Genomic DNA, 11,732 nt, shown 5'->3' with positions numbered 1-11,732 from the left:
CCCGCCGTCAGTCCTTCCCCGTCAGCCTGATCCTCAGCACTACGTCATCCGCTGTGACATAGAGAACGTCCTTTGTCTCGTTGAACGCACAGTTGGACGTCCTGCGGTCATACACCTGTATCAGCCCCAGCAGCTTACCCGCGGAAGAAATGATATTGACGCCGTCCGGACCGGAAGCGAAGAGATTGCCGTGTTTGTCGACCTTAAATCCGTCCGCGCCCTGCCTGACCGCGGCCTTTTCCTTCAGCGCCGTTCCGTCGAACAATATGCCGCCGCTGATGATGGCGCCGTTCGCACCCAGGTGGTAAGCGTACCAGCCCGTATGCCGGTCGTCGCTGCTGCCGACATACAGCGTCTTCTGGTCCGGAGACAACGCAATGCCGTTGGGACGGGAGATCGAATCGATCAGCAGGGTGAGTTTGCCCGCGCTGTCGATCCTGTAGACTCCCTCGAAATTCAGCTCTCTTGTCGGGTCGGCTGCGCCTTTGGGCAGGCCGTAGATGGGATCGGTAAAGTAGATATTGTTGTGGCTGTCGGCAACGAGGTCATTCGGGCTGTTGAATTTCTTACCCTGCCAGGTGGGCGCCAGTATGATGTATTCCGGTCTTGGCGAATCGAGGCCGGTAGCGAGCCTGACCACCTGCCGGTTGCCCGACTGACAGAGCAGCAGTCGTCCATCCTTGTCCAGCGTAAGGCCGTTGCTGCCGTTCTCGCCATCACGGAAAGCAGTATCCGTATACCCGGATGGACTGAGATAGACCGTGGGGCTGTCCTTCCCGTCCCATTTATACACTTTGTTCTCCTTCACCGCGGAGAACAGCAGCATTTTCTGCGCCGGCACCCAGACGGGACCCTCGCACCAGCTTGTAGTGACGACCGATGATGGACAGCTGTGCGTTGGTGTCTATCACGTTGGTAGCGCCGCTGTCATAGAGGATGACCTTGCCCAGGGGCTTGTTGCCTTTCGCCTCCGATGTTGAGCCGGAGGCCGGTCCTCGTTCGGGTGAGCCGCAGCCAAAGGCCGAGGACCAGCGCGGTCCAGAAGAGTGCTTTTTTCATGCTATCTAAGGTACAACCGAACATCGACCGTATCACAACTGGACAGTTATTTTGTCATTCCGGGGTTTAACCAGTTGACTATCAGCCCGCTGATAATCCGGCACCCAAATGGTGGACTTATCTTCCGAAATCTTCCCCTCATGTTCCGCAATTATTTCAAAACAGCCATCCGCAATCTACTGGCCAATAAGGTCTATTCCATCATCACGGTAGCAGGTCTCGGTGTAGGCATCGCCGTGTGTCTGGTCATCTTTATCTTTATCCGTTATGAGCAGAGCTACGATAATTTTCATCGCAGCAGCGAGAGGATCTACCGGATCCTGACGCGCGGCGACAAGACGGGTGAAAACGAGAATCCCACCGCCGCGGTCCCCTTCCCTTTGCCGACCGCAATGGAGAACGACCTTCCGGACTGGAAGACGACAGGAATATTTTTCCTGGACAACGTACAGTTCGCGGCAATGGGTAAGGACGGCCGGCCCGAGAAGAAATTCAAGGAAAAAGATGGCGTCTATATGGTCGAGCCTTCGTTCTTTACAATCTTCGACTACCCCCGGCTGGCGGGAGATCCGGTGAAGTCGCTTTCAGACCGGAATTCGATCGTCCTTACCCGGTCGATGGCTAATAAATATTTCGGGGAATGGCAGAAGGCGATGGGCCGTACGGTACGATTTGGGGCCAACGCCCTGTTCAACGTCACCGGCATACTGGAAGATTTTCCGGCGAATACCGATATCCGGATAAAAGCGGCGCTCCCCTACGCCTCTGGCAATTTCTCGTCCAACAAGGACTGGTGGACGATCAACGGCTCGCACGGGACTTACGTGCTCCTGCCGAACGGTCTTAGCGTAGACAAAGCCAACCAGCAGCTGAAGACCCTGTCAAAAAAATACCGGACTCCCGACAACAAGAATATCCAGGTCCTGCAGTCGATCGCCGAGGTACATTTCGACGCTGTTGCGGGCAACTACAGCGGCAAGACCATTACCGCGGACCGCATTCGTACGCTGTGGATGATAGCGGGTTTTATCCTGCTGATCGCCTGCGTCAACTTCATCAATATCTCGACCGCACAGGCCGTCAACAGAGCCAAAGAAGTAGGCGTTCGCAAAGTGCTGGGAGGCAGACGCGGGCAACTGACCCTTCAGTTCATTCTCGAGGCATTCCTGCTGGTCACGAGCAGCGTATTGCTTGCTTCGGTACTGACGGGCGGATTACTCACTCCGATCAGCAAGATGCTCGATATTCCGGTCAATTTCGGCGTGCTCAGGGAGGCGCCGGTCCTGTTGTTCCTTGTCGCCGTCACCGTAGCTGTCACGCTGCTGGCAGGGTTCTATCCCGCGCTGGTTCTGTCTTCCTTTAACCCCATCACCGCACTGAAAACGAAACTGGCCGCAAGAAGCGCCGGCGGGATCACGCTCAGAAGGGGACTGGTCGTGCTTCAGTTCGTCATCGCCCAGGCGCTCATCATCGGAACGCTACTGATGATCCGGCAGATGGACTATTTCCAGAGCATACCCATGGGTTTCAACAAGGAAGCGCTGGTAACGGTTCCCTTCCCCGGTGACAGCGCCAGCCGGAGCAGGATCCACTACCTGCGGGACCAGCTGGTCGCGATCAAAGGCGTCCGGCAGGTCAGCTTTAACAATACTTCGCCCGCCGACCAGGACAACTGGTGGACGGGTTTCCGGTTCGATCACGCCGAAAAGGATACCAAATTCGCGTCGATCAGCAAATGGGTGGACGCGAATTATGTTCCTACCTATGGTCTGCCGCTGGTGGCGGGCCGGAATATCACCGCCACGGATTCGGTAAAGGAGTTCCTGGTGAACGAGACGCTGGTCAGAAAGCTGGGGTTCTCCAATCCCCACGACGTACTCAACAAGGAGATCAATCTGTGGAACGGCTTTGCCAAAGGACCCATCGTCGGCGTGGTGAAGGATTTTCATCAGTCCTCGCTGAGGGATTCACTGTCTCCAGTGTTTATGCTGAACTTTGCGAAGGGCTTCAATGCGGCGGGTATCCGCCTCGCCGGGTCGGATGTTCCGGGCACGCTGCATTCGATAGAACGACTCTGGGCGAATACTTACCCTGACTTTGTATACGAATACCAGTTCCTCGACGAAAAGATCGCGGACTTTTATAAGGAGGAGGCCAGGCTTTCCGGCTTCTACAAGATCTTCGCTCTGATCGCCATTTTCCTCAGCTGTCTGGGTCTGTATGGCCTCGCGTCCTTTATGGCGACGCAACGGCTGAAGGAGGTGGGCATCCGCAAGGTGCTGGGGGCAACGGCGGCGAATATCGTCTATCTGTTCTCGAAAGAATTCGTGGCGCTGGTGGCTATTGCGTTCCTTCTCTCCACCCCTATCGCCTGGTATTTTGTACACCAGTGGCTGCTGCAATACGTTTACAGGATCTCTATCAGCGGTTGGATCTTTGTGTTTGGAGGGGCGCTGGCTTTGCTGGTGGCGCTGGCAACCGTTAGCTTTCAGGCCTTCAGGGCCGCGGCTGTCAATCCGGTGAAGAACCTCAGGACGGAGTAGATGAGAGACTGCCGGCCCCCTGATCCGCTAGCGTTCGCTCGCCGCGCCGTACCATCCTTGTGAGCAAAGCAAGCGTCAGCGGAAGCACCGCGGCGTCGAAAAGGCGCGGGACGACCAGCAGATAGACGACCAGCAGGGCCAGTACGGGGAGATAGTATTTTTTCAGCTGTGGCCGGAAAAGAAGGAGTAGGTTCAGGGGAGAGGCCCAGAGGAGGTTGAGGTTGAATCGCGAGATCCTATGGTCCGTCATGGTCCAGAGAAAGAGCAGGACGAGGCCGGCAAGGCCGGTGATGCCGAAGATGATACTATCGGGCGCCCTGAAATGCCGCTTGTACCGGACTTCCGCGAAGAGGGTCAGGGCGTAAAGAACAAAGAGTATCCAGCAGATGGTCAGCGGAGCCGTCCAGTCGATAGACGCCCTTGCCGCGGGTTTGCTGAAATCGTAAACGATCGTTGTGTCGACGATCTTTGCCCTGGACTGCGCGAGTGCATCGAACAGATTGAGGGGCAGGAACAGCTGCTGGTTGGCGTCAGGGTATTTGTCGGCGGGGAGACCGGTGCAGATGTCGATGCCAAAACCCGTCCACGCGTTATAGGCGAACCCCGCGCCGAACTGTTCTCTGAAACTTTTCCGTGGTGTCTGTGGGACTATCTCCCACCTGTTGCCGTATATTTTCTGAAGCCCGTCGCGGATACGCGTCGAACAGTTGTCGTATAGAAAGTCGTATTTGTAGTGGCTGTTTGGCGGTTTCAGGTTGTCCAGCAGCCTGTCCCAGATCTGCTGTTTTTCCTGCGGTGTCATATCCAGCACCTGTTCCCAAACGATACGGTTGCCGCCCCGATATTCCGGAAGAAAGTCCGCGAAGGTGCCTGCACTAAGCGAATAGGTCATACGTCCCGAAAGAAATTTCTGATAGAATTTGGGGTCGTCGGCGTCGAAGGTCCCGAAGTTGAACACGACGTCGACGCCGGTGACGGAGTCGCGTACGCGGACGGCGCTGTGTCCGAAGATGGCATAGGATTCTGTACCGGGGTTGCAGGTCAGAACGCTGACCTTGCTGAAGGGCGACAGGAGGGTATTGGTTGCATTTGCGCTGAGAAAGAAAAATAGCACTACCAGGGCCAGGGAGCGTTTCATGGCGTCCAAAGTACACCCGTGCTTTGATTTTCACAAACAATGGATTGAATTTAATAAATGCATCATTTGAAGAGTCGCCAATTTTGTGGTGTAAAAAACTTCAAAATGGAAAACAAAAAGCAAGATAGCCCTGGTCACCGGCGGCAGCCGCGGACTGGGAAAGGACATGGTGCTCAGGCTCGCCGAAAAAGGAATCGACGTAGTTCTCACCTACCACACAAAGAAAGAGGAGGCGCTGGATGTGGTGGCGCAGATCGAAAAAGCCGGACGCAGGGCCGCTGCATTGCAGCTGGATACGAGCCGGGTGGCGGGTTTTGACGCGTTCGCCGGAAGCCTGAAAGAAGTGCTGAAAAGCAAGTTCGGTGCGGAGAGGTTAGATTTCCTGATCAACAACGCAGGCACCGGCTATCACGCACTCATCGGCGATGTGACGGAGGAAAAGTTCGACCAGATGGTAGACATTCATTTCAAAGGCGTTCTGTTCCTGACGCAGAAGACGCTGCCGATTCTCAACGACGGCGGCGGGATCGTCAATATATCCAGCGGAACGACGAGGATCACGCTCCCGCGTTTCGGCGTTTATTCGTCTCTTAAGGCAGCGATCGAAAATTTCAGCAAGATACTGGCTGTCGAGCTGGGGCCGAGGAGGATCAGGGTCAATGTGGTAGCGCCGGGAGCCATACAGACGGATTTTTCGGGCGGAATGGTGCGCGACAATCCGGAAGTGAACAAGCATATCAGCGAGGTCACCGCGCTCGGCAGGCCCGGATTGCCCGAAGACATCGGGGGTGTAGTGGCCTTCCTTTGTACCGAAGACGCGCGGTGGATCAATGCCCAGCGAATCGAAGTATCCGGCGGACAGAGCCTGTAAAATTCATAAATTTGAATATGCCCAAAAGCAGTTCGCTGGAAGAATTTTACCGGAAGGCCTCCGCTACGCTCCCGCCGGGGATCAGCAAAGAGATCGGCCATTTCAATGTGTTCGAGACGGAGAAACTGTTCAACAGGGAAACGGGCTCCCGCATCATGCCATACAACAGACGGTCCTATTATAAGATCAGTCTGGTGCAGGGCAGGAACAAGGCGGAGTTCGCGGACAAGGTCATCGACATCAGGGAAAGCGCCCTTCTCTTTGCTACGCCGAAGATCCCCTATCACTGGGTACCGCAGGACAATATCCGAGGAGGGATGTTCTGTATCTTCACCGCGGATTTTTTGTCGAAGAACAAGGCGGGTATCGAGCTCGACGGACTTCCTATCTTTCAGCCCGGCCAGCTGCCCGTCTTTCAACTGGACAAGACCGCGACGGAGGAGCTGGAATATATCTTCCGGAAGATGCTTAGAGAGCTGGAGGGCGACTATCTCTACAAATACGATCTTCTCCGCAACCTGGTGATGGAGCTGATCCACTACGGGCAGAAGCTGCAGCCCCTGTCCGCGATGAAGTCCACCCAAAATGCTGCCGAGCGGATCTCGTCTCTATTTATCGAGCTGCTCGAACGACAGTTCCCGATAGACTCGGTGCACCAGCGGCTGTCGCTGCGTTCCGCGAAAGACTATGCCGACAGGCTGAACGTCCACGTCAACCATCTCAACAAAGTACTGAAGGAGGTCACCGGGCAGACTACGACCGAGATCATCGGCAAGCGGGTGACGCAGGAGGCGAAGATCCTGCTGAAGCAGACGGACTGGAATATCTCTGAGATTGCGTTTACGCTGGGGTTCGAGGACCTGGCGAATTTTTCGAGCTTTTTAAGAAGCACACGGAGCAGACGCCGATGGCGTTTCGCTCGTAAGTAGGAGGACTTGCAGTAGTGCGTCCCCTGTCATCTTCTGGAATTTCATGATCGCCGGCAATCCTGTCGCGTTTTCGGATTCGAATCTGGATATCCACCCGAGTATGCACAACTGTATCCGCTCGGGGCTGGACTGTAAGTACGCCGACTCCCTATTTGGCTGCGGTCTCCCTCTTGAAGACGCAAAGGAAGAGGTTGTGTTTCCCCTGTGTTTCGAAATTTTCGGGATAACTGTCGCCGGAGAGGTTATAGCAGACCGTCAGCTCGTCCTTGTCGTATTTGTAGCGGGCGGTAAAATGTTTGCCGATGTTTACGCCTTCCTTTCCATAGATGTCCATTTTGTCGTCCTGGTATTTTACGACCCCTTTGTCAACGCTTTCGGCGACAAAGGCGTAGTTGCTGTCGCTGATGATCAACCTTTGCTTCTCAAAGGCGGTGGCGGGCAGGACGGTGCCTCCTATTTCCTGTTTGACGGGAATCCAGGTCCCGTCGAGCCTGGTGGCTGTTATGGATGTCATGGTAAAGGTGATTAATGTCAGGAGTAATTGTAGCATGGCGTTAGGTTTCTTAAAGTTAGGACGGTCCGGGAAATATTCCTAGTTTTGTGTCCTCTATAAAAGCAACGCATTAATGTAATAGATAATTTCTTTTTACCAGATAATCAACAGACTCTCAGCGCAGAGCGTCATTATTTTCCTTTATCGAAAAAGAAATTATGCTTAGTCTTCAAGGCGTTGCGTATGCGCATCCCAATAAAGATATATTGTTTACGGGTATCGATCTTGTCGTCGGCAGCCAGGAACAGGTGGCGCTGGTAGGCAACAACGGCGTCGGCAAGTCCACGCTGCTCAGGATAATGGCGGGTGAACTGCAGCCTTCGGAAGGCGTCGTGGTTGCTGCTGTCAGGCCATATTATGTACCGCAGATAGTTGGTCAGTTCAATGACCATACCGTCGCACAAGCGATGGGAATCGACAGGAAGCTGAAAGCCCTGCGCGGAATACTCGCGGGCGACGTCAGCGACGGCAATCTGCTGCTGCTCGGTGACGACTGGACGCTGGAGGAGCGTTGCCGGAAGCCTTCGGCCAGTGGGGGGTCGGCGGCGTGCATCCGGATCAGCCTATGAGCGGCCTCAGCGGGGGACAGAAAACAAGGGTCCTGCTGGCGGGGATCACGATCCATAGCGCGGAGACCGTCCTGCTGGACGAACCGAGCAATCATCTCGACACCGATGGGCGGACTATCCTTTACGACTATATCCGGACGACGAAGAACACGCTTGTCGTGGTAAGCCATGACCGAACGCTGTTGAATCTGTTGAGCAGGGTCGCAGAGGTCGGCAGGAGCGGTATAACGGTGTACGGTGGCAACTATGATCTCTATATTGAACAGAAAGGGATCGCCCTTGATGCGCTGGATCGGGATATCAGGGGCCGGGAGAAGGCGCTCAGAAAGGCGAAGGAGGCAGAGAGGGAAGCCATACAGCGGCAGCAGCGGCTGGACGTCCGGGGGAAGAAGAAGCAGGAGAAGGCCGGCCTTCCCACCATTTCCATGAATACATTCCGCAACAATGCGGAGAAAAGCACGGCTCGTATGAAGGATGTCCATGCGGAAAAGACAGGATCCATCGAACGGCAGCTGGACCAGCTGAGAAAGGAACTGCCCGATAAGGACAAGATGCGGTTCGGCTTTGGCGACCCAGCCCTGCACAGGGGGAAGGTGCTCGTTAGTATCTCCGGCGTCAATTTTGTCTTCGGCGGGCGCCGCCTTTGGTCGCAGCCCCCGGACCTCGAGATCGTCAGCGGGCAGCGTCTGGCTATCAGGGGCGCAAATGGCTCAGGCAAAACTACCCTGATCAGGATGGTCCTTGGCGACCTGCAGCCGTCGGAAGGCAGCATCGCGAAAGCCGGGTTTGCATCGGTCTATATCGATCAGGACTATTCGCTGATCGGCGACAGGCTTACCGTCGCTGAACAGGCACGAGCCTTTAACAACAGCGGGCTGCGGGAGCACGAGATAAAGAGCCGGCTGGCGAGGTTTCTCTTCGGTCCGGATCACTGGGAAAAACCCTGCGGAGTGCTCAGCGGCGGCGAGAAGATGCGGCTTTGCCTCTGCTGCCTCACGATAGGGGCGCAGTCTCCGGATATGATCGTCCTGGACGAGCCGACGAATAATCTCGACATTCAGAATATTGAGATCCTCACGGCGGCGATCAACGAGTACCGCGGGACGCTCGTGGTGGTGTCACACGACGAGTGTTTCCTGCAGGAGGCCGGTGTCAGCCTAGATCATTTCCTTTAAAAAGATCTCTTTGATCTTTCCGATCTCTGCGCTGTACATGGTCTTTTTGCGGGAGCCAAAATAGAGGGTATTCTCGATGGGGTTATTGCCTTCCCATATATGCCTGATATTGCCGGCGGCCATCTCCTTTTGGAAAGGAAATCCGGGAGGACGGCCACGCCGGATCCTTTGCTGAGGCAGCGGATGATCGAGCTCAGATTTGGAACGATGAAATTGGGCTTGAAGTCGGGACGGATACCGAAATTGGTGTGCCAAAACCGGCGTAAACCCTCCATGTCGCCGGCGGTGCCGTACCAGGTCTGTTTTTTCAGCCATTCGTGGATGGCGCAGTTGTCTTTGCTTTTAATGAGCCGCTGGATGGTGCGGATATCGGTCTTTGAGCCGCCGATGACCACGATCCGTTCCTTAAAGAAGGGCTCGTATTCGAGGCCTTTCTGATCCCCCTTTTGCGGGGTAATGATCATGTCGAGAACGCCGGAGTCCAGGTCGTCGAGCATTTCGGGATATTCCCCAAATTTTATGATGACGTTGAAAGGTAGCGACGGGAGATAGGACTCCAGCGTGAACTGGAAGGTCTCGAAGCACATCCCGATGCTGATCGTCGGCCGTTCCGCCTCGGCGCTTTTGTGAAAATGCTGTTCCGCCTCTTCCAGCTTGCCGATGGCTTCCTGTATATAGTTGTAGAGGATCTTACCTCGCTCGGTAGACACCATCCGCCGGGAAGACCGGTCGAAGAGTTTGCATCCAACGTAGTTCTCCAGCGAGCTCAGGTGAAGGCTTACGCCCGGTTGTGAAACATACAGCGCTTCCGCCGCGCCGGTCAGGCTGCCCGTCTCGTAGATGGCTTTAAAGGTGCGAAACCATTCCAGATTGACCATTTTCTATCTATTATAATTATGATGCAAATGTATAACTTATCCTATTTTACTGTTAGATGGACAGGGTCTAATTTTGTGTCATTCAAAAAATCATCAACAATGGAAAGGATATTCATCATCAACGGAGGACAGGTATTCGAACACTCCGGAGGCCGTTTCAACAGGACCCTGTTCGAAGCAACTATACAATATTTTTCCTCGCGCCCGGGCTACGAGGTCCGGTCAACCGACATCAACGAGCCCTATGACGCAGAGAAGGAAGTCGAAAATTATGTCTGGGCCGACACCATCATCTATCACACGCCGATATGGTGGTTTCAGGTGCCGTATGGCCTGAAGAAATATATCGACGAAGTGTTCAGCGCGGGCTATCGGAAGGGCATCTATCTGAGCGACGGCCGGTCGTCGAAGAATCCGGCGATCAACTATGGCACCGGGGGTTCGCTTCATGGGAGGAGGTATATGGTGACGAGTTCGTGGAATGCCCCCGAAACGGCATTTACGCTGCCCGGCGAATTCTTCAACGGGCGGAGCGTCGACGACGGCGTACTGTACGGGTTTCACCGGATGAATGCTTTTACGGGGATGCAGCCACTGGAGGGGATCCATTTTCACGACGTGGAGAAGAACCCGCAGGTCGTGAGGGATATGCAGCGATATGAGGAACACCTGGACAGGGTGTTTGTTCCTTCACAGAGCGCGTGTGCCGCCGAAAGGGCCTGGTAGAGGCGACGCCTGACGCGGGACCACCTGTTCGTTCGAATATCAAGGTGCTATGTGGTCTCGGAATTTCTCACTCCGGCCCGTACCCATGTCGTGATCGTTTGCCGGCGACGGTCGATCACTCTGGGGAAACTGTATACACTGTCGGTCAGATAACGATCAAGGACGAATTTTTTATCCTTTGTCAATGATCTCTCTTTTGATATTTTTTCGCGTGCTGTACGATCTGACCATGCGGCAGTGCGAGTAGTCTTCGACATAAATCTCATCACTGACAAAAGTCATCTCCTGGAGGGTCTTCCCATTTGACTTGTCGATGATCCTGATCGTAACAACTGTAGTATCATAAGAGACATTCCGGTGCATCCTTTTCACCGTACTCACGAACGTCAGGGTCTTTGACAGGTCTGTGTGGACGCAGGCCTGACCGCTGGCCCAGGAGGAGACCAACAGTAGCAGGGCTGTTTTGAAGAGGGGTTTCATATGCTGGTCATTCAATACTAACGATATCGTCCGTAACCTTTGGGAAGAGGGTGAAGATCTTCGCGTCGTGCCCGGGGATGATATACCGGGTACTGGTAGCGAGGGTCTTCATTCTTCGTATGGCGTTGACATACCCGGTCGTGTCCAGTGTGCCGCCTTCCGACGGCGGGCTGAGGTGTTCGAGGCTATAGTACACCCAGATATTGTCGGACGCGAGGATGACCTTTTTGGAGGGGGTTGCCACGAGGACGTACTGGGAGTTGTAAGTATGTCTCGATCCGGTGAAGACGGTTGCACCGGGAATGACCTCTTTATTATCGCCCTCGACGAGGGTAAGCCGGTGGGCCATATTAAGATCGACAAGCGTGCGGACGTCGCGTGGCTCGTAGCCGCCGCTATTGCCCCCTTTTTGCCAGGCGCCTCCGACATAATAGCTGAAGTCTTCTTTCTGTATCCAGATATGTGCGTTGGGGAACAGGCTGATCCCGTCGATATGATCCCAGTGCGGGTGGCTGAGGATGATATCGGTGACGTCCGCGGCTTTGACGCCGAGCGCGCCGATAGCGCTGTCGGGGCTCGTTCTATAAACGATAGCGAACTCCTTTGCGTCGGGAAAGTCTTTCATATCGCGCCGGAAGCCTGCGTCGACGAGGATATTCCTGCCGTTGTCTCCCCGGATGAGCCAGACCATGAAGTTGATGCTGACGCTATCGTTCTCCGGGCCGCCAAGGGCCCAGGACGCGATCGGAAAGCGGTAGCCGGCGGAGGCGAATCTGACCGCATAGACCTTGTAGTGGGGGGCTGCGTCCTC

The 11,732-nt window shown here is 54.9% G+C and carries 11 protein-coding genes and 1 pseudogene; 6 read left to right on the top strand and 6 right to left on the bottom strand.

The annotated features are described in order from the left end of the window. Nucleotides 1-7: 7 nt before the first annotated feature. Nucleotides 8-850, bottom strand: a pseudogene (locus ACQ86N_RS46935) (SMP-30/gluconolactonase/LRE family protein); the annotation flags it as partial. 349 nt (nucleotides 851-1,199) lie between these two features. Between ACQ86N_RS46935 and ACQ86N_RS46930 the strand changes: the two are divergent. Beyond that, a complete protein-coding gene (locus ACQ86N_RS46930; RefSeq protein WP_431213090.1) occupies nucleotides 1,200-3,602 on the top strand; it encodes an ABC transporter permease in 2,403 nt (800 codons plus the stop codon). Here ACQ86N_RS46930 and ACQ86N_RS46925 read toward each other — a convergent pair. Beyond that, nucleotides 3,589-4,740 (bottom strand): DUF4105 domain-containing protein, encoded by a 1,152-nt coding sequence (locus ACQ86N_RS46925; RefSeq protein ID WP_431213089.1) that lies wholly within the window; start codon nucleotides 4,738-4,740, stop codon nucleotides 3,589-3,591. The genes ACQ86N_RS46930 and ACQ86N_RS46925 overlap by 14 nt on opposite strands. A gap of 124 nt (nucleotides 4,741-4,864) precedes the next feature. Here ACQ86N_RS46925 and ACQ86N_RS46920 point away from each other — a divergent pair, with 124 nt between their 5' ends. Further along, the gene (locus ACQ86N_RS46920; protein WP_431217880.1) at nucleotides 4,865-5,611 is read left to right on the top strand and encodes an SDR family oxidoreductase; all 747 of its coding nucleotides are present in this window, start codon (nucleotides 4,865-4,867) and stop codon (nucleotides 5,609-5,611) included. 17 nt (nucleotides 5,612-5,628) lie between these two features. Beyond that, complete coding sequence (locus ACQ86N_RS46915) at nucleotides 5,629-6,540, top strand: helix-turn-helix domain-containing protein (RefSeq protein ID WP_431217879.1); 912 nt, start codon at nucleotides 5,629-5,631, stop codon at nucleotides 6,538-6,540. A gap of 148 nt (nucleotides 6,541-6,688) precedes the next feature. Here the strand turns inward: ACQ86N_RS46915 and ACQ86N_RS46910 are convergent, their stop codons facing one another. After that, nucleotides 6,689-7,090, bottom strand: a complete 402-nt coding sequence (locus ACQ86N_RS46910) for a hypothetical protein (RefSeq protein WP_431213088.1) — start codon at nucleotides 7,088-7,090, stop codon at nucleotides 6,689-6,691. Between the two features lie 161 nt (nucleotides 7,091-7,251). On the opposite strand from ACQ86N_RS46910, the gene ACQ86N_RS46905 reads away from it, so the two are divergent. Beyond that, complete coding sequence (locus ACQ86N_RS46905) at nucleotides 7,252-7,662, top strand: ATP-binding cassette domain-containing protein (RefSeq protein ID WP_431213087.1); 411 nt, start codon at nucleotides 7,252-7,254, stop codon at nucleotides 7,660-7,662. Continuing rightward, nucleotides 7,605-8,837, top strand: coding sequence for an ATP-binding cassette domain-containing protein (locus tag ACQ86N_RS46900; protein ID WP_431213086.1), 1,233 nt, complete (start codon nucleotides 7,605-7,607; stop codon nucleotides 8,835-8,837). The genes ACQ86N_RS46905 and ACQ86N_RS46900 overlap by 58 nt, the downstream gene beginning before the upstream one ends. Here ACQ86N_RS46900 and ACQ86N_RS46895 read toward each other — a convergent pair. Next, nucleotides 8,834-9,715 carry a LysR family transcriptional regulator gene (locus ACQ86N_RS46895; RefSeq protein WP_431213085.1) on the bottom strand — a complete coding sequence of 294 codons (882 nt, stop codon included), beginning with the start codon at nucleotides 9,713-9,715 and terminating at the stop codon, nucleotides 8,834-8,836. The genes ACQ86N_RS46900 and ACQ86N_RS46895 overlap by 4 nt on opposite strands. 99 nt (nucleotides 9,716-9,814) lie before the next feature. On the opposite strand from ACQ86N_RS46895, the gene ACQ86N_RS46890 reads away from it, so the two are divergent. Beyond that, nucleotides 9,815-10,441, top strand: coding sequence for an NAD(P)H-dependent oxidoreductase (locus tag ACQ86N_RS46890; RefSeq protein WP_431213084.1), 627 nt, complete (start codon nucleotides 9,815-9,817; stop codon nucleotides 10,439-10,441). 171 nt (nucleotides 10,442-10,612) lie between these two features. Here ACQ86N_RS46890 and ACQ86N_RS46885 read toward each other — a convergent pair whose 3' ends face one another. Next, nucleotides 10,613-10,921 (bottom strand): hypothetical protein, encoded by a 309-nt coding sequence (locus ACQ86N_RS46885; protein ID WP_431213083.1) that lies wholly within the window; start codon nucleotides 10,919-10,921, stop codon nucleotides 10,613-10,615. 7 nt (nucleotides 10,922-10,928) lie between these two features. Next, nucleotides 10,929-11,612 carry an N-acyl homoserine lactonase family protein gene (locus tag ACQ86N_RS46880; protein ID WP_431213082.1) on the bottom strand — a complete coding sequence of 228 codons (684 nt, stop codon included), beginning with the start codon at nucleotides 11,610-11,612 and terminating at the stop codon, nucleotides 10,929-10,931. Nucleotides 11,613-11,732 lie beyond the last annotated feature (120 nt).

The organism is Puia sp. P3, from assembly GCF_050632245.1.
Lineage (GTDB): Bacteria > Bacteroidota > Bacteroidia > Chitinophagales > Chitinophagaceae > Puia.
The sequence above is the reverse complement of the archived record's forward strand: the minus strand, read 5'-3'. Positions and strand labels throughout refer to the sequence as shown.

Excerpts from the sequence above, each read along its gene's own strand:
- ACQ86N_RS46930 (WP_431213090.1), top strand. The coding sequence starts at position 1,200 with ATGTTCCGCAATTATTTCAAAACAGCCATCCGCAATCTACTGGCCAAT.
- ACQ86N_RS46925 (WP_431213089.1), bottom strand. The coding sequence starts at position 4,740 with ATGAAACGCTCCCTGGCCCTGGTAGTGCTATTTTTCTTTCTCAGCGCA.
- ACQ86N_RS46895 (WP_431213085.1), bottom strand. The coding sequence starts at position 9,715 with ATGGTCAATCTGGAATGGTTTCGCACCTTTAAAGCCATCTACGAGACG.
- ACQ86N_RS46885 (WP_431213083.1), bottom strand. The coding sequence starts at position 10,921 with ATGAAACCCCTCTTCAAAACAGCCCTGCTACTGTTGGTCTCCTCCTGG.
- ACQ86N_RS46890 (WP_431213084.1), top strand. The coding sequence starts at position 9,815 with ATGGAAAGGATATTCATCATCAACGGAGGACAGGTATTCGAACACTCC.
- ACQ86N_RS46910 (WP_431213088.1), bottom strand. The coding sequence starts at position 7,090 with ATGCTACAATTACTCCTGACATTAATCACCTTTACCATGACATCCATA.
- ACQ86N_RS46880 (WP_431213082.1), bottom strand. The coding sequence starts at position 11,612 with ATGGTCTGGCTCATCCGGGGAGACAACGGCAGGAATATCCTCGTCGAC.
- ACQ86N_RS46905 (WP_431213087.1), top strand. The coding sequence starts at position 7,252 with ATGCTTAGTCTTCAAGGCGTTGCGTATGCGCATCCCAATAAAGATATA.
- ACQ86N_RS46915 (WP_431217879.1), top strand. The coding sequence starts at position 5,629 with ATGCCCAAAAGCAGTTCGCTGGAAGAATTTTACCGGAAGGCCTCCGCT.